11 protein-coding genes are annotated in these 17284 nt (G+C 61.2%); 5 read left to right on the top strand and 6 right to left on the bottom strand.

Translation table 11 applies throughout. The annotated features are described in order from the left end of the window. Positions 1-83 precede the first annotated feature (83 nt). Positions 84-1565 carry a DUF1501 domain-containing protein gene (locus VGN12_30710; protein HEY4313850.1) on the top strand — a complete coding sequence of 494 codons (1482 nt, stop codon included), beginning with the start codon at positions 84-86 and terminating at the stop codon, positions 1563-1565. Positions 1566-2152: 587 nt separating this feature from the next. Here the strand turns inward: VGN12_30710 and VGN12_30705 are convergent. Further along, on the bottom strand, positions 2153-2815 hold the full coding sequence (locus VGN12_30705; GenBank protein HEY4313849.1) for a NeuD/PglB/VioB family sugar acetyltransferase: 663 nt from the start codon (positions 2813-2815) through the stop codon (positions 2153-2155). 329 nt (positions 2816-3144) lie between these two features. On the opposite strand from VGN12_30705, the gene VGN12_30700 reads away from it, so the two are divergent. From VGN12_30700 to VGN12_30690, 3 genes are all read left to right on the top strand, one after another. Continuing rightward, positions 3145-4515 carry an amidohydrolase family protein gene (locus tag VGN12_30700; protein ID HEY4313848.1) on the top strand — a complete coding sequence of 457 codons (1371 nt, stop codon included), beginning with the start codon at positions 3145-3147 and terminating at the stop codon, positions 4513-4515. A gap of 237 nt (positions 4516-4752) precedes the next feature. Next, positions 4753-6009, top strand: a complete 1257-nt coding sequence (locus VGN12_30695; GenBank protein ID HEY4313847.1) for a PQQ-binding-like beta-propeller repeat protein — start codon at positions 4753-4755, stop codon at positions 6007-6009. Positions 6010-6086: 77 nt separating this feature from the next. Further along, a complete protein-coding gene (locus VGN12_30690; protein HEY4313846.1) occupies positions 6087-7553 on the top strand; it encodes a DUF1501 domain-containing protein in 1467 nt (488 codons plus the stop codon). Between the two features lie 8 nt (positions 7554-7561). Here the strand turns inward: VGN12_30690 and VGN12_30685 are convergent, their stop codons facing one another. The 5 genes from VGN12_30685 to VGN12_30665 all read right to left on the bottom strand — a co-directional run bounded on the left by VGN12_30685 (position 7562) and on the right by VGN12_30665 (position 15543). Further along, positions 7562-9034, bottom strand: coding sequence for an alkaline phosphatase family protein (locus VGN12_30685; GenBank protein ID HEY4313845.1), 1473 nt, complete (start codon positions 9032-9034; stop codon positions 7562-7564). A 68-nt stretch (positions 9035-9102) separates the two neighbouring features. Continuing rightward, entirely contained in the window at positions 9103-9507 is a 405-nt protein-coding gene (locus tag VGN12_30680; GenBank protein HEY4313844.1) for a Dabb family protein, read from the bottom strand. Positions 9508-9725: 218 nt separating this feature from the next. Continuing rightward, positions 9726-11042 (bottom strand): 2-oxoglutarate dehydrogenase complex dihydrolipoyllysine-residue succinyltransferase, encoded by a 1317-nt coding sequence (gene odhB / locus VGN12_30675; GenBank protein HEY4313843.1) that lies wholly within the window; start codon positions 11040-11042, stop codon positions 9726-9728. Positions 11043-11250: 208 nt separating this feature from the next. Continuing rightward, positions 11251-14160 (bottom strand): 2-oxoglutarate dehydrogenase E1 component, encoded by a 2910-nt coding sequence (locus VGN12_30670; GenBank protein ID HEY4313842.1) that lies wholly within the window; start codon positions 14158-14160, stop codon positions 11251-11253. Between the two features lie 189 nt (positions 14161-14349). Continuing rightward, on the bottom strand, positions 14350-15543 hold the full coding sequence (locus VGN12_30665; protein HEY4313841.1) for an aminotransferase class I/II-fold pyridoxal phosphate-dependent enzyme: 1194 nt from the start codon (positions 15541-15543) through the stop codon (positions 14350-14352). A 183-nt stretch (positions 15544-15726) separates the two neighbouring features. On the opposite strand from VGN12_30665, the gene VGN12_30660 reads away from it, so the two are divergent. Then, positions 15727-17256 carry a sulfatase gene (locus VGN12_30660; GenBank protein ID HEY4313840.1) on the top strand — a complete coding sequence of 510 codons (1530 nt, stop codon included), beginning with the start codon at positions 15727-15729 and terminating at the stop codon, positions 17254-17256. The last annotated feature ends 28 nt before the right edge of the window (positions 17257-17284 follow it).

Below are 17284 nucleotides of genomic sequence, written 5' to 3'. Positions count from 1 at the left end.
AACGATTAAAATTGAACGACGTTCACTGACGCGTGAACGAACAACTCTTGGCAGCTTCCTCTCGACATGAGAGGACAACGAACATGAACAACGAATCTCGTCAAGCACACGAACGCTTACTGACTCGGCGACATTTTTTCGGACGCACGGCCACGGGGATCGGCACGGCGGCACTCGCGTCGCTATTGAATCCCGAGCTATTTGCCGCCACGACGGCGGCCAGCTCGCCCGGCCTGGCGACGCATGGCGCGCTTTCGCCATTGCATTTCGCGCCGAAGGCGAAGCGGGTGATTTTCCTGTTCATGTCGGGGGGACCGTCGTCGATCGACCTGCTCAACTACCGGCCGAAGCTGCGCGATTATCACGGGCAAGAATTACCTGACAGCGTGCGGCAGGGGCAACGGATCACGGGCATGACCTCGGGGCAGAAGTCGTTTCCGTGCGTAGCCCCGATGTTCAAGTTCGCGCAGCACGGCAAAGCCGGAACCTGGATCAGCGAGCTGTTGCCGCACACGGCTCAGATCGTGGACCATATCGCGGTCATCAATTCGCTGAATACCGAGGCGATCAATCACGACCCGGCCACGACGTACATTCAAACCGGCGCGCAGCAGCCGGGCCGGCCCAGCCTGGGCTCGTGGCTCAGCTACGGCCTGGGGAGCGAGAATCAGAACCTGCCCGGCTTCGTGGTGATGATCTCGCAAGGGAGCGGCAACAAGACGGATCAGCCACTGTTTTCGCGGCTGTGGGGAAGTGGGTTTATTCCCAGCCTGCATCAAGGGGTGCGTTTCCGCTCGGGTGACGATCCGGTGCTGTACCTGTCGAACCCGCCGGGGGTCGACGCCGCGACGCGGCGCAGAATGCTGGACGGCGTGGGCGAGCTAAACAAGATGGCGGCGCAATCGTTTGGCGATCCCGAGATCAACACCCGTATCGCGCAGTACGAGATGGCCTTCCGCATGCAGTCGAGCGTGCCGGAGCTGACGGACTTCAGCGACGAGCCAAGGCATATCGTCGACATGTACGGCGTCGACGAAACAGGCACCGACGGCGGCTTTGCGCGGAACTGTCTGCTGGCGCGGCGGATGGTCGAGCGTGGTGTGCGCTTCGTGCAGTTGATGCACCGCGGCTGGGACCAGCACAGCAGCCTGCCGAAACAGATTCGCGGGCAATGCAAGGACGTCGACCAGGCGAGCGCGGCACTAGTGAAGGATTTGCACGCCCGGGGGCTCTTGGACGATACGCTTGTGATCTGGGGAGGCGAGTTCGGGCGGACCGTCTACAGCCAGGGTGCGCTGACCAAGGATGATTATGGGCGCGACCATCATGGGCGCTGCTTCAGCCTGTGGATGGCCGGCGGCGGGATCAAAGGGGGCGTCACGCTCGGCGAGACGGACGACCACTGTTACAACATCACGCGCGATCCGGTTCACATCCACGACTTCAACGCCACCGTGCTGCACTGCCTGGGAATCGACCACACGCGTCTGACGTACCGCTTTCAAGGACGCGATTTCCGCCTGACGGACGTGCATGGCAATGTCGTTAATGCGCTGCTGGCGTAGGCCGCTCGACGTGTAACATGCATGCTGCAGAGCTGGGGTTTGTGCGTCGGCTTACGCGGGTTGAGTGCTTCGCGAATCGAGTGAAACAGCGTCTTATAAGCCCCTGAGTAGCGGACACTCGCCAGTATTCTCGCGCGGTTTCGCGCAAAGGATAGATGCGGCGTTCACACTGTGCGCTTGTCGACTGCCGCATGGCATATTTGCGGCGCGGCGAACTTGAGTAGATTACACCTCAGCCGAGGTTTCTTCCGGGAAACCAACGTCGGAAGCCGCCTGGGGTGCCCGAACTCCCCTGGCGGCTTTCTTTATGCGCACAGGGTTTATTGCGCCGAGAGCTTCTCGTACGTGAATGGCCTATCGCGCACAATCGGTGTTACTCGAAGTCTTCTTGCGCGGGCGGTAATCTTTGCCGCACTATCTAGCGCAAGTTGGCATCGTCAAGCAGGCATCTTACGGCGCGAGGTCGGAGGGCTCTCTGCGCGCAAGGGGGCAGCGAAATACTGACGGGTTATGAAGACCAGAACAATATTGGCCAGAGACTGGCCAGCGAGGCACGCTGCACCCCAAGCTCACGGGACGGAGAGCATCTATCCCGTTTGCATCCGCCCGTAATCCAGCCGCGGTTCGGAGAGAATCGCGGTGGGAACGGTGATCTCTTTGGCGGGAACGCCCGCAACACTGGTGAAATCGGACACGTCGTGAATTAAGACCGAAGCGACGCTGATCGTGCTCCAACGACCAATCCTGACTTTGGGGATCACGACCGCGCCACCGCCCAGCGATGCTCCCTCTCCGACCTCGACGTAGCCGGCCAATTGCACGCCGGGTTGCATGTGTACGTAATCGCCGAGAATACAATCGTGCGCGACGGTCGATTTGGCGCCGACAACGACATGGGCACCCATCCGCACGCCCGGCTGAACCACGGCCCCGTCCAGGACGACGCAGCCCAGTTCCAGGTGCGCGTATCGCTCGACCACGGCCTTGGGATGAATCACGGTGACCCAGCTCAGCTTGAGATGCTCGGCCAGTTCGCGGCGGTGGACGGGATCGGCACTGGAGAGAACGGCGGGCAAACCGGTGTGAACCGCCTGATCGACAGGCCCTTTGACCAGGACATCGCAGATCGATTGTCCCCAGAGGTTGCTATCGTCGTCGTAGATGCCGGTGACCGACATGCCCGATAGGCGGGCGGCGCCAATAATCTCGGAAGCGTGATCTCCGCCGCCGATCAAGACGATTTGGCGCATCGCGGTCTCCGACACCATTAGCCCCTCGGCTTCGTTTCTTGGCGGTCCGCCGGCCGCAGATTTTGCGAAAGCTTTGATGTGAGAGGGTCTGGCCCACCCTCTTTCATAACCCTAGGCCTGGGCAAAATCGGGAGCTATATGCCAATCGGCACATTTCCCCAGTCAATTACTCGTAAATAGCGCCCGAACTAACTCTGTGGCAGGGGTTCGGCCCCTTGGCCGCACGTGAGATGGGGTGTGCCAGGGCTATAATGGCGACAGAGCCCTGTTGCCGCGGCTGGGTTGGTCGGCAGCGGCAACTCCCCCGTTCTCTTGCCGGAGTTACCTGCGTGAATCGCTTAGGAAAGCCCGCCCTCTGGACGGCGATTTTGGCCGCCCACTTCGTCGCCGTTCTGCCAGCAGCAGCCGCGGACGCGCCGCCAGTGGTGTACATCAAGGCCGGCCGGCTGTTCGACGGGACCGGCGACAAATACCAGCGCGACGTCGTCATCACGGTCGAGGGGGATCGCATCAAGGCCGTCGAGCCGCAGGCGACGGCCTCGATTCCTCAGGGGGCGACCGTCCTCGACCTGAGCGCTAATACGGTTCTGCCTGGCTTGATCGACTGCCACACGCACCTGGGGGGGCGGGCCGACCGGTTCGACGAGGTTTACAAGTTCAAGGACACTCCGAACCATAGCGCCTTTGCCGCGGTGAAAAACGCCCGCACGACGCTCGAGGCGGGATTCACGACCGTGCGGGATGTCGGTTCGCGCCCTTTTCTGGCTGTGGACCTACGAGACGCCATTAACGAAGGATTTATCGTCGGCCCCCGCGTCGTGGCCAGCGGGCCTGGCATTTCGATGACCGGCGGGCACGGCGATTTGAACCGCTATGCTCCGCAGGTACATGTGTCGATGTTCCCCGCGGAACGTGATTTCAAGATCGCTGATGGCCCGGACCAGGTCAGGCAAGTTACTCGCGCACAGATCAAACATGGCGTCGACGTGATCAAGGTCCACGCGTCGGGCGGAGTTATGTCGCGCGGCGACGCGCCGGGCGCCCCGCAATTTACCGTGCAAGAGCTGCAGGCTGCGGTGGAAGAAGCGCATGCCGCCGGGCGCAAAATCGCGGCGCACGCCCACGGCGCGCAGGGAATCAAAAACGCTGTGGTGGCCGGCGTCGATTCGATCGAGCATGGCAGCCTGATCGATGACGAAGGAATTCAATTGATGCTGAAGCACGGTACCTGGCTGGTGGCGGATATCTACAACGACGATTACCTGCTGGGCAAAGCGGTCGAATTCAAGCTGTCGCAGGAGTCGATCGACAAGGAGAAGGCGCTTGGTCAGAAGCAGCGCGATAATTTCGCCCGCTGCGTCAAGGCGGGGGTGAAAGTGGCTTTCGGCACCGACGCCGGGGTGTACCCGCACGGCGATAACGGCAAGCAATTCTTTTACATGGTCAAGTACGGGCTGACGCCGGCGCAGGCGATTCGCGCGGCGACTTCGGACGCGGCAGAATTGATCGGCCGCCCGAAGGACATCGGACGAGTGGCGTCCGGTTTTTATGCCGACTTGATCGCCGTCGACGGAGATCCGCTGACCGAGATGCGCACGCTGGAAAAGATTGGCTTTGTGATGAAGGGGGGCGCGGTGATCAAGGATGAGCTGAGCGCCGGTTCGCGCAAAACGCCGCCAGCGCCGGCCGCTGGATCTTAAAGCCGCAGTGCATGCGTACCAAGCTGTTGCGCCGGCTTCTGAAAGTTCGCGCAGTGTTTTCGGGGCGCGTGGGTGTAGAATGCGGACGACTACGATGTGGTTGCGTCTGTCGTGATTGCCGCTCACCCTGCTTTCTCCCATAGGTAGAGGGGTTTGGAACGCGACGCTTAAGCCAATCTTTGATCATTGCTGCTTGCCCCTAATCGCTATTGCTTGTTCACCATAGGAGGGTGTCCCATGCACGCGCGTCATTGCTTGCTTGCCATTCTTGGCATTGTCCTGCTTGGTAATTCGTTGCGGGCCGCGGATTGGGCGCAATGGCGTGGGCCTGATCGCAACGGCATTTCGGCCGAAAAGGGTTTGCTGCAAGAGTGGCCGGCCGACGGGCCGAAGCTGCTGTGGCAAGCGAGCGATATCGGCAATGGTTACTCGACCCCCGCCGTCGTCGGCGAGTGGCTCTACTTAATCAGCAACAAAGGCACGGACGACGAATACGTTCAGGCTCTGAGCGTCGCCGACGGCAAGGAACTGTGGCGCACACGCATTGGCAATGTCGGCGCAAACAAGGGACCGCAATATCCGGGTTCGCGTTCGACGCCCACCGTCGACGGCAAGTTGATTTTCGCGCTCGGCTCGGACGGTGATCTAACGTGCCTCGACACGGCTGACGGAAAAGTCCGTTGGCAGAAGAATCTGCGCACCGATTTTGGCGGTCAGCCCGGCAACTGGGCGTATGCTGAATCTCCGCTGGTCGACAGCGGTGTCGTCGTTTGCACGCCCGGCGGCGCGGACGCAACGATCGTCGCGCTCGACAGGCAAACCGGCAACGGCATTTGGAAGACCGCTTTGCCCGAGGGGGACCAGGCGGCCTATGCATCGGCGATCGTGGTGAACGCCGCCGGCGTGAAGCAGTACGTGCAGTTTTTGCAGAAGGGTTTGGTCGGCGTCGACGCGGCGACGGGCAAGTTCCTGTGGCGCTATACGAAGACGGCCGAAGGAAGCCCGGCGAATATTCCCACGCCGATCGCGGTGGGAGATTTGATCTACAGCTCGGCCGGGCGCAGCGGTGGCGGGCTGGTGAAAATCAAGAACGAGGGGGCCGACGTCGTTGCCGAGCAGGTTTATTTCGAGCAGAAGCTGCCGACCAGCATCGGCGGCGCCGTCGAGCTGGACGGATTTCTCTACGGCACCACTGGGCAGGGGTTGGTCTGCGCCGATTTCGCAACGGGCGAAGGGCGCTGGCAAGAACGCGGCGTCGGCCCGGGGTCGGTTTGCTACGCCGACGGCCGGCTGTACGTACACAATGAGAAGGACGACGTCGTGGTGCTGGTCGAGCCCTCGGCCGAAGCCTATCGAGAAAAAGGGCGTTTCACGCTTCCCAATCAGCCCGAGCATGGCCGGGCCCTGGCCTGGGCTTATCCGGTCGTGGCCAACGGCCGGTTGTACCTGCGAGATTTGGATTGCCTGTGGTGCTATGATGTGAAGGCGCCGTGATGTGGCGAAGCGCGGGGCACCGCGTGTAGAGCGTCGAGTATCCGCAGGGCGTAAAATTTCTCGCTTGTGGACGTTGCATGATGGCCGCCGGTGAAGAACGCGAACGAGGTTACGCATCGGCAGGCGGGCTGCTTCGTTCGCGCCGCGAAATCCTGCAAGTCGGCTGCTCGAGCATGCTGTCCGTGGCGCTCGCCCCGCTGTTGGCGGCGCAGGCACGTTCGGCCGAGAAATCGAGCGTGGCCGGGCAAACAGCAATCACTGTGGGACGGCCTGGTGTACCGCGCGCTAAAAACGTGCTGCTGATCTTTCTGACTGGCGGCCCGAGCCATCTCGACACATTCGATCTGAAACCGGATGCGCCGGACGAGGTGCGCGGTCCGTTCTCGCCCATTGCGACCGACGTTCCGGGCATTCAGTTTTGCGAGCATCTGCCGCTGGTGGCTCGGCACGCTAGCAAGCTGGCCGTGGTGCGCACGATGCACTGCAACCCTGGCCTGGGTGCACATGAGACCGGCACGCATGGAATGCTGACCGGCAACAACGAGCTCCCCCCCGGCGCCGGTCTGTATGCTTCGCGCCATGATTGGCCCTGCTATGCGTCAGGACTCGACATCGTGCGTCCCGGTACCGCCGAACTGCCCAGCGGTGTCATGCTGCCGACGTATATGAATTTTTCCGGTGCGGGCTACTGCGGACAGAACGCCGGGATGCTGGGGGCCGGACACGATCCCTGGCAACTGCGCCGCGATCCGAATGATCCGAAGTACAAGGGGGACGACAGCCTGATCATGCCTGACGGGCTGTCGATTTCGCGGTTCGACAGCCGGCGGACGCTACTAGCCGAGATCGATCGCCAGCGCGCGGCGCTCGACGCGCATGCGGCGGTGAAACAATTCAACGCTCAACAGCAGGCGGCATGCGACACACTGACCGCGGGACGGCTGGCCAAGGCCTTTGCATTCGCGGACGAGCCGGCCGAGTTGCGCGAGCGATATGGCCGGCACATCTTCGGACAATCGTTGCTGCTGGCGCGGCGTGTCCTGCAAGCTGGCGTTCCGATGGTGCAGGCCAACATGGGCTACGCCGGACAATGGGACACGCATTCGAATAACTTTCAGGGGCTGAAGCAGAACCTGCTGCCGCCCTTGGATCGCGCTTTCGCCACTTTGCTGGAGGACATGCGATCGCTGGGCATGTTGGACGAAACGCTGGTGATCCTCACAGGTGAATTCGGCCGCACGCCGAAGATCGGCGGTAACGTGGGCTCGCCAACGTTCTCGCCCGACGGTCGCGATCACTGGACGCAATGCTTCACGAGCGTCTTCGCCGGATGCGGCGTGCATGGCGGACGGACGATCGGCACGTCCGACAAGACGGCGTCGTTGCCGCTGACCAAGGCATTCGACCCGCGCGACATGGGGGCCACGGTCTATAGCGCCCTGGGGGTCGATCTCGACACCGAGATTCACGACCAGCTCGGGCGGCCGCTACGGCTGAATACCGGACAGCCGATCACGCCCGTCTTCAACGGCGCCGAGATTTAAGCATCGGCTCAACCGGTCTTGGGGACACGCTTGCGCGTGCCTGACTCCTGAGTCGGCAGCGTTTTCTCGGCCAGCGGCGTCGGCTTTGGCAGCTTATCGATCGTCATGCGCACAGCTTCCAAGGCCGCGCTAGCATTGGGGAGTGCGGGCGGCTTGCCGGGCGTGGCATCGAAACGAAACGCCGAGGTCATGTCGCCGAACGTCTTGCGCCGCCAATCGCTAATGTTCGGTTCGCGAACGCCCGTGAAGACTTCGAGGAATCGTAGCGGCGAAGTGTGGTCGAAAACCTCGCTGCAAACCCAGCCGCCGGCGGTCCAGGGCGAGACGATGACACACGGCACACGGAACCCGGCGCCGATCGGTAGATCCTTTACGAACTCGCTCGCCGTGCCTGCTGGTGGCACCGGGGGCGCCACGTGATCGAAAAGCCCGTCATTCTCGTCATAGTTGAGAATGAAGACGGTCTTGGCCCACAGTTCGGGGTTGGCCGCGATGGCATTGATCTGCCGCGCGACGAAAGCCGCCCCCTCGGCCGGCGTGTAATCGGGATGCTCGGACTCGTAACTGGTGGGGATGATCCACGACACAGCAGGCAGCCGATCGTTCTTCGCATCCTCTTCGAATTGATCCGCCGGGCCGATCGTCATGCCACGATTGCGCAGAGAAGATCCCTCAGGCGCATCCTGGAAGGCCTGGAACGTCTCGAGCATATTGCAGCCGTAATTGTCCTTCTGCTGATAGACCTTCCAACTGATGCCGGCTTCTTCCAAACGCTCGGCATAGGTCTTCCAGTTGAAGAATCCCTTGCCTGACTTGGGAAGCGAATTATCGATCAGGGGTCCGCCGTGCTTTCCCTCGGCGTCAATCGTGCCGGTCATCCAGTACATACGGTTGGGCCAAGTGGGGCCGAAGACCGAGCAGTAGTACTCGTCGCAAACCGTGAACGCCTCGGCCAGTGCAAATTGAAACGGAATATCTTCGCGCGTGTGATAACCCATCACGAAGGGACCGTCGACGCCGTCGGCTTTGCGATGCGCGGGGAGCCAATTGTCCATCAGCCCACCGTTCCACGATTCGTGCTGAACAGACCAGGCGTGGCTCGTCGAAGGAATGCGCTGCGCACTGGTGTTGCGCGTGTCGAGGCGGAACGGTGCCAGGTATCCGCCCGGGCTTTCCTTGTCAGGCTGATAGAAGACCGACTGACCATTAGGCAAGAGCAACGCCTTGGGATCGGCAAAGCCGCGCACACCGGCCATCGTGCCGAAGTAATGATCGAACGATCGGTTCTCCTGCATCACCAGCACCACGTGCTTCACGTCGCGCAGCGAACCAATCTTCGGCGGATCGGCCAGCACGCGGCGCACGTTGGGGGGCATTAGCGACGCGGCGAGTGCCGCGGCGGTCATGCCGGCGGCCCCTTCCAATAGTCGACGGCGCGTCAGTTTCACAGGTGGCTGTTCGTTGGCTGATTGCTCACGCATCGAAGGGTTCCGCAAAGACGAACGTGGATGATTGGCGGATCATAAATGACATACGACGGTTCGGCGCATCACGGTGCGGCCCAATAATCGAAAACCACAACCTTCTCGCGCCGGTCCTTAACCACGTTAACGTAGGCCTGATGCGCCGGATGCACCAGATACGCGTCGCGGGCCTTTTCGTCCTTGAAGCTGACCACGAAGACGTGCGTCAGGCCGTCGGATTTTCCTTCGGGGCTGACGTTCTTGCCATGCTCGAAGGCGACAATGCCGTCGATCTTCGTCGGTAGCGCCGCGAACGTGTCAATCACTTCCTGCACGTCGGCCGACTTTGCGTCGTCCTTGAACTTGTAAAGCACGATATGGCGCAAAACCTGCGCCGGCTTCTCGGCAGCCTGTACCGCCGGTTTCTGCGCAAACGTCATGGCAATTCCCCCGACGAGCAATACGGCAACGAGCGCAAGCGTTAAACGCATGATGATAATCCTATAGCAAGAAGAGCGTGAAGAACGGAAGTTTGCCACTGACGACACCGAGAGAGGACGTCCGACCGACAATCTTGATTCGTGTCATTCGTGTAAGTCGTTGTTGCTTTTTATTTCAAAAGCATTTCAAACCACGACTGATGCGAATCACACGAATGGAATTCTGTATTTCTCGCTGACCTCGGTGCCCTCTGTGGCAAAATCCTCTTCTAGATTTCGAGCAGCATTCGGGCCGGTTCTTCGATCGATTCCTTGATCAGCTTCAGGAAGGTCACGGCGTCGCGGCCGTCGACCAGGCGGTGATCGTAGGTCAGGGCAACGTACATCATTGGCCGGATTACGACCTGGCCCGCCCGGGCCACGGGGCGATCCTGAATCGCGTGCAAACCCAGGATGCCGCTCTGAGGCGGGTTGACGATCGGCGTCGACAAGAGCGACCCGTAAACGCCACCATTGGAAATGGTGAACGTGCCCCCTTGCAGCTCGTCGACCTTCAATTGGTTCTTCTGGGCGCGCTGGCCGAAATCGGTCACGGCGCGCTCGATCTCGGCAAAGCTCAGCCGCTCGGCGTTCCGCAGCACGGGCACGACCAGTCCCTTGCCACCGCCAACGGCGATACCAATGTCGTAATGATTTCGGTAAATGACGTCGGTGCCGCGAATCTCGGCGTTCACGACCGGCACCTGCTTCAGTGCATGGACCACGGCCTTGACGAAGAACGACATGAAGCCGAGCTTCGCGCCGTACGTCTCTTGAAACAACTCGCGATTTTCGGTCCGCAGTGCCATCACGGCCGACATATCGATCTCGTTGAACGTGGTCAGTAGCGCTTGCGTCTGCTGAGCTTCGACCAATCGCTCGGCGATGCGCTGCCGCAGCAAGCTCATTGGCACCAGCTCTTCGTCCTCGCCAATCGGCGCACTCGCGGCTTCGACCGTGATTTCGCCGTCGACGCGCTTGGGACGCGTCGAGGGATGATTCTTACGAGTGGCAGGAACTGACGGAGCCGGTCGCGGCACCGCTGCTGCTGGCGATGTAGCTGCCGGAAGGCGAGCCGGGGGCGTCGATGCCGATTCGGGCGCTGGTTGCGCTTGCGTGGGCGCAGCGGGTGCGGGCGCTGGCTTGAGCGCCGCAGCGGGCGCTGGAGCAACCGGCGCAGGAGCTTTTGCTTCGACCGTCGATGCTTTTGCGGGAGCCGCGGACGGAGAAGTCGCCGCGCGCTGGGTGACGCTTGCCGTGGCCGGTGCGGTTTCCTTCGCGGGTGGGGAAGCGGAACCGCCGGCCGCGCCCTTCTCTTCCATGTAGGCGATCACTTCGCCGACCTGTGCCATCTCACCGCGATTCTTGACGATTTGCGTCAACACGCCGTCGCTCGGTGCGGGGAGTTCGGCCGTGGCCTTGTCGCTTTCGATCTCGACGAGCGATTCATCTTTGCGCACCGGATCACCCACGCGCTTCAGCCACGCGCCGATTTGCACCTCGGTGATCGACTCGCCGACCGATGGCACTTTTAATTCCAAAGCCATGATTTTTTCCGTCCGCTCCCGAACCTTGCTGGATGATTTCTCTTTGTCTTGCCTGTTACGCCGCGGCCCTCACGCCCATCAAAATCGGCGAGCCGATACAAACGCTTCCTCACCCTGACCTCTCCCAGAGGGAGAGGGGTTTTTATATCACCGCTTTCTCGTAATGTTCGTTTCGACTTCCGTTTTCAATTCCATCTCATTCGCTATCTCAAGTGCCGCCGAAGGCTGCCGCGATTAGTTCGTCTTGTTCCAGGCGGTGGCTGCTGGCCGAGCCGGTGGCGGGGCTGGCGCTGGCGCGGCGGTAAATGCCCGAGAACGGCAATCGCTCGAAGAGCGTTGTGCCGAACTGCAACTTCAGGAAGTTCCAGGCCCCCATATTCTCGGGCTCTTCCTGAATCCACACGACCGGTGTGCCGTCGCGGTAAGTGGCCAGCGCGGCCCGCAGTTGCTTGAACGGGAAGGGGTAGAACTGCTCGACGCGCACGATCGCAACGTCGTTGCGCGCCAGATCTGCGCGTTTCTGGGCCAGCTCGTAATAAACCTTGCCCGCACACAATAACACGCGACGCACGGCGGCCCCGTTGTCGAGCATGGTATCAGGAATCACGCGATGATAGGTGCCGACGGTCAACTCGTCGAGCGGCGAAACGGCCGCGGCGTGCCGCAGCAGACTCTTGGGGGTCATGACGACCAGCGGCTTGCGCCAGCGTCGCACGGCCTGGCGGCGTAGCAAGTGAAAATATTGGGCCGGCGTCGAAGGCTGCGCGATCTGCATGTTGTCTTCGGCCGCGAGCATCAGGAAGCGTTCGAGCCGGGCACTGGAATGCTCGGGCCCTGCCCCTTCCAGGCCATGCGGCAACAGCAGCGTCAGGCCGCTGAGCCGGCGCCATTTATCCTCGGCAGTGACGATGAACTGGTCGATGATAACCTGGGCCACGTTGACGAAGTCGCCGTATTGCGCTTCCCACATCACGAGCGCCGCGGGGCGATCGAGCGAATAGCCATACTCGAAGCCCAATACTCCCACTTCCGAAAGCGGGCTGTTGACCAACTCGATCCGGGCCTGGTCCGTGCTGAGATTCGATAGCGGCGTGTAGGTGTTGCCATTCTCCACATCGTGCAACACGGCGTGGCGCTGGCTGAAAGTGCCGCGCTGACAATCCTGACCGCTCAGGCGCACCGGCGTGCCATCGGTCACGAGCGTGGCAAAGGCCAAGGCCTCGGCCGTGGACCAATCAAGTCCGCGCTCGCCTGCGGCCATTGCCGCTCGCTGCGAAAGTAGTCGCTCGATCTTCGAATGCGGATGAAAGCCTTCGGGGACCTTTGTGAGTGCCGTCAACAGCGCGACGAGCCGGTCACGCGGGGCGCCCGAGTCAATCTCGTCGATGTTGGCTTCACGTCCGCCGGTGTAACCGCCCCACACGCCCGAGGGAACTTCCGGCGGGGACGCGTAACCACGGCTGCGCGCCGCGGAAAAGCCCTCTTCTAACCGGTCACGACTCTCGTCGCTGATCCGATCGGCCTCGTCGACCGTGATCTCGCCTAGGAGCAACAACCGATCCAGGTAGCTCTCTCGCACCGTGGGTTGCTGATCGATCTGCTTGTACAAGAGCGGCTGCGTGAACGAAGGCTCGTCCCCTTCGTTGTGCCCGCGGCGGCGATAGCAATACATATCCAGCACGACGTCGCGCTGGAAACGCTCGCGGAAATCCATCGCCAGGTTTACGACCTGCGCCACGCTTTCCGGATCTTCGCCGTTGACGTGAAAGATGGGAATTTGAAGCATCTTCGCCACATCCGTGGCATACGTGCTTGAACGGGCCTGCTCCGGAGGCGTGGTAAAGCCGAGTTGATTATTCACCACCACGTGCAGCGCACCGCCGGTGCAATAGGCGGGCAACTGACTAAGATTGAGCGTTTCTTGAATCACTCCCTCGCCGGCGAAAGCAGCATCGCCGTGAATCATCAGCACCAGGCCGTGCAGCCGGTCGAAATCCCCTTCGCGATCCTGCTTGGCTCGCATCCGGCCCGAGGCCACGGGATTGACGAATTCCAAGTGGCTGGGATTGAAGCAGAGCGAAAGATGAATTCCGTGGCCATCGCTCGTGACATGCTGCGAGCTGTAGCCCAAATGATACTTCACATCGCCACGGCCGCGGTGCAATGCCGGTTCGAGATCTTCAAACTCGTGAAAAATCTTCTGTGGGCTTTTGCCGATGATGTTGGCCAGTACGTTCAATCGTCCGCGATGCGCCATCGCGATCACGATCTCGTTGATCTGTTGGCGCCCTGCCTTTTCGATGGCCAGGTCCAACAACGGGATCAGGCTCTCGGAACCTTCGAGCGAAAAACTCTTCGCCCCCAGGTAGCGTTTCTGGATGAATTCCTCGAACAGCACGGCGTCGGTCAGACAGTTGAGGATCCGCAATTGCTCGGCGCGGCTGAGCTGCAACCGATTCTCGGTGCTTTCGACGCGCTCTTGCAGCCAGCCGCGGACGGTCAGGTCGTCGATGTGCATGAACTGCACACCGATGAAACGGCAATACGTGTTGCGCAGTCGTTTCAGTAGCTCGCGCAGCGTGGCTTCGTCCGCCCCGCCCAGCGAGCGCGTGGAAAATGTGCGATCGAGATCGGCCGGACCGAGGCCATAGAATTCGAGATCGAGCTCGGGCGGCGGCGCGGGGGAATCGCCCAAGGGATTGACTCGCGCCATGCGATGCCCGCGCACGCGATAGGCGCGAATCAATTGATCGACTCGCTCTTGTAGCACACCCGACGTGACGCCACCGTTGACCGCTTTGCCCCCTGCTTCGGCTGCCGACGTGGCGGCGCCGTTGTTCGAATGATCGCTTGTCAAGCTACCGTTGGTCGCGCCGGTGTGCCCGCGGTTCACGCGGGCGCCGTTCCCGTTGGAACCTGCGGCGTGATACATGCTCTGCGGCGTAAACGAAGGACCGAGCTGCGGGTCGCGCAGGAAACGTCCATCGCGGCCGGCAAGTGACCCAAAGAAACGGCGCCAGTCGTCGCTGACGCTCGCCGGATCGCGCACGAAGTCGCTGTACAAGTTCTCGACGAAGGCCAGGCTATGGCTGTCGAAAGGGACGTCTTCTGGTTTCATCGATTTTTCGCGTGGCAAGGGTGGCCCGGGGATACCGGAAGACTTTGTATTATACGTCGCGCCGCGGGGGAATCGGGGGGTTAGCAAATGGGTAGTGGAACGGTGATTTTGTCACTTTATGAGACCGATTGATGGTCGAATTGGGGCCGGTAACGCCACCGACACCATTACCGACAGCAGGCCGGACGATTATTTCGGCAACCGCTCGCGAAGCTGCAGCAACCGGTTGCCCGCGGCGTGCAGCGTTTCTTCGCGTTTGGCAAACATGAACCGGACCTTAGTTCGGCCCCGTTCGCGGGGAGCGTAAAAGCTGCTGCCGGGGACGGCCGAGACGCCGACATTCTCGATCATCCAACGCACGAACTGCGTATCGTCCCACCCGGTATCGAACGGTGTGATGTCGGTCATCACGTAGTACGCCCCCTCTGGCTCCTGGAATTCGAAGCCAGCCTGGCGCAAATAGCCGAGCAACACTTCGCGGCCGCGCGCGTAATGATCGCGCAACGAATCGTAATACGATTGCGGCAGTGCAAGCGCCGCGGCCCCCGCGATCTGCAATGGATGCGGCGCACCGACCGTAAGAAAATCGTGCGCCTTGCGGATGCCATCGGTGATCGCTGGCGGCGCGATGCAATAGCCCAGCCGCCAGCCGGTCATGCTGAAGGTCTTCGACAGGCCGCTGATCGTGACCGTGCGCTCGGCCATGCCGGGCAGCGTGGCGATGCTGGTATGTGGCACGTCGCCGTAGCGGATGTATTCGTAGATTTCGTCCGACAGCGAGAAGGCGTTGAATTCCTGGCACAGCGCCGCGATCTGCGAAAGCTCGTCGCGCGTAAAGACGCGCCCCGTGGGATTGTTGGGCGTGTTAACGATCACGGCTTTGGTGCGTGGCGAAAACGCGGCCCGCAACTCTTGTGGGTCGAAGCGCCAATCGGGCGGGCGTAACGGCACCCATACCGGCCGAGCGCCGGTGAGCTGCGCGTCGGGGCCGTAGTTCTCGTAAAACGGCTGAAAGATAACGACCTCGTCTCCCTGATCGATCAGGGCCAGCATCGTGGCCATCATGCATTCGGTGGCACCACAGCAAACCGTGATATGGCTGTCGGCGTCGCACTCGATGCCGTTAAACGCCCGGGCCTTGGCGGCGATGGCCTGCCGTAGAGCGGGAACGCCCCAGGTGATCGAGTATTGGTTGAAGCCGTCGCGGATAGCGCGGCAGGCGGCCTCTTTGACCTCTTCCGGAGGATCGAAGTCGGGCATCCCCTGCCCCAGGTTGATCGCGCCGGCGCGGGTGGCCAGCCGCGTCATTTCGCGAATCACGGACTCGGTAAAATACTGGACCCGCGTGGCAACGGGGCGAGGCGTGCTGCTGGAAGAACTCATCGAACGAAGTCGCGATCCGTGCGGCGGAAGGAGCTTGACAGGTCGGGGCAAACAGTGCAGTGTCATCTTCGTCGAGCACCCGAAAGTAGGCAAGGCCTCCTGGCCAGCCACAACATTAGAGATTTATGCGTACGACCGACCGCAATAGCCGGAGGCGCACGAGTAGCCAATAGCGAGATCATTATGGTCACAGCGTTGCTATCACGGTCGTCGGGGCACGGTGCCTACGGGCAAGGCACCTCTTTTCGAAAGCTGGCGGGCACGTGTTTCGGCGCCTGCACCGTGCTATTAAATCTCGCCGGTGCGCAATCCTCACAGGTTAGGGCTGCCGAGGCGGGCCGGCCCAACGTGCTGTTCATCGCCGTCGATGACCTGAACCATTGGGTCGGGCACCTGGGACGAAACCGACAGACGATTACGCCCCACCTCGACCGCCTGGCCACCCAAGGGGTAACGTTCACGCACGCTTATTGCGCGGCGCCGGTCTGTAACCCTTCGCGTGCGGCGCTCATGTCCGGTTTACGGCCGCACCAAACAGGCGTCTATGACAACAAGAATGACTGGCGCCCGGAAATCGATCCCGCGCAGACCTTGATCAGTACGTTTCGCAAGGCGGGATATTTCGTTGGCGGGTCGGGCAAGATCTACCACGGCAGCTTCGAGCGCCATAACGAGTGGGAAGAGTATTTGAAACGTGAGGGCGCAGATCCCAAGCCTTCGGGCGATACGGGCGTGGGCGGAATCAAATTCGCGCCGCTCGACTGCAATGATGAAGACCTGCGCGAATGGAAGATCGTCCAGTACGGCATCGACCAATTGAATCGCAAGCAGGATCGGCCGTTTCTGCTGACGATTGGACTGCACAAGCCGCACATGCCGTGGAACGTGCCACGCAAGTATTACGACATGCATCCGCTGGAAAAGATCGAGCTACCACCGACGAAAGCGGATGACCTGGCCGATGTGCCGCCGGCCGGCGTGAAGATGGCCCGGCCCGAGGGGGATCATCGCGAAATGCTCGAGTCGGGCCGATGGAAGGAAGCGGTGCAAGGCTATCTGGCCGCTATCTCTTATTCGGACGCAATGATCGGCCGCCTGCTCGAAGGGCTAGCCAAGAGTGAATACCGCGACAACACGATCGTGGTGCTATGGGGAGATCACGGCTGGCACCTGGGCGAGAAACAGCACTGGCGCAAGTTCGCCTTGTGGGAAGAAGCAACACGGGCGCCGCTGCTCTGGATCGTGCCCGGTGTGACGAAACCGGGAGGCGTATGCGCACGGACCGTGGATTTTATGAGTATCTATCCCACGCTCACGGATCTATGCGGAATTCCGATGCCGCAGCACATCAATGGCAAGAGCATCCGCGCGCTTTTGGCCGATCCGCAGGCGAGTTGGGATCAGCCGGCTATGACGACGTTCGGCTATAAGAACCACGCGGTGCGCGACGAAGGTTGGCGCTATATTCGTTATGCCAACGGCGATGAAGAGTTGTACGACGAAACGAACGATCCCTATGAGTGGGAGAACGTCGCCGATCGGCCCGAGCATACTTCGAAAAAGGCCGAGCTTGCGAAATTCCTGCCCTTAGAGAATGCCGCGGACAAAGTGCAGGCAGGCAAAAAGCGGGCAGAGCAGCGGACGACAGCTGAAGATCGCCCGGCGAACAAGAAAGCCAAGAAGCGCGCGAAGAAGTCGCTGAACGGCAATTGAAAGACCTGCCCGCCGCGAGAACTACGAT

The sequence above is a fragment of the Pirellulales bacterium genome, assembly GCA_036499395.1.
Lineage (GTDB): Bacteria > Planctomycetota > Planctomycetia > Pirellulales > JACPPG01 > JACPPG01.
Note: the sequence above shows the minus strand (reverse complement) of the source record. Positions and strands in the feature narration are given on the sequence as shown.

What these genes read in the sequence shown, in the direction of transcription:
- VGN12_30695 (HEY4313847.1), top strand. Translation starts at nt 4,753, where the DNA reads ATGCACGCGCGTCATTGCTTGCTTGCCATTCTTGGCATTGTCCTGCTT.
- VGN12_30670 (HEY4313842.1), bottom strand. Translation starts at nt 14,160, where the DNA reads ATGAAACCAGAAGACGTCCCTTTCGACAGCCATAGCCTGGCCTTCGTC.
- VGN12_30665 (HEY4313841.1), bottom strand. Translation starts at nt 15,543, where the DNA reads ATGAGTTCTTCCAGCAGCACGCCTCGCCCCGTTGCCACGCGGGTCCAG.
- VGN12_30690 (HEY4313846.1), top strand. Translation starts at nt 6,087, where the DNA reads ATGATGGCCGCCGGTGAAGAACGCGAACGAGGTTACGCATCGGCAGGC.
- VGN12_30680 (HEY4313844.1), bottom strand. Translation starts at nt 9,507, where the DNA reads ATGCGTTTAACGCTTGCGCTCGTTGCCGTATTGCTCGTCGGGGGAATT.
- VGN12_30705 (HEY4313849.1), bottom strand. Translation starts at nt 2,815, where the DNA reads ATGCGCCAAATCGTCTTGATCGGCGGCGGAGATCACGCTTCCGAGATT.
- VGN12_30685 (HEY4313845.1), bottom strand. Translation starts at nt 9,034, where the DNA reads ATGCGTGAGCAATCAGCCAACGAACAGCCACCTGTGAAACTGACGCGC.
- odhB (HEY4313843.1), bottom strand. Translation starts at nt 11,042, where the DNA reads ATGGCTTTGGAATTAAAAGTGCCATCGGTCGGCGAGTCGATCACCGAG.
- VGN12_30710 (HEY4313850.1), top strand. Translation starts at nt 84, where the DNA reads ATGAACAACGAATCTCGTCAAGCACACGAACGCTTACTGACTCGGCGA.
- VGN12_30660 (HEY4313840.1), top strand. Translation starts at nt 15,727, where the DNA reads ATGGTCACAGCGTTGCTATCACGGTCGTCGGGGCACGGTGCCTACGGG.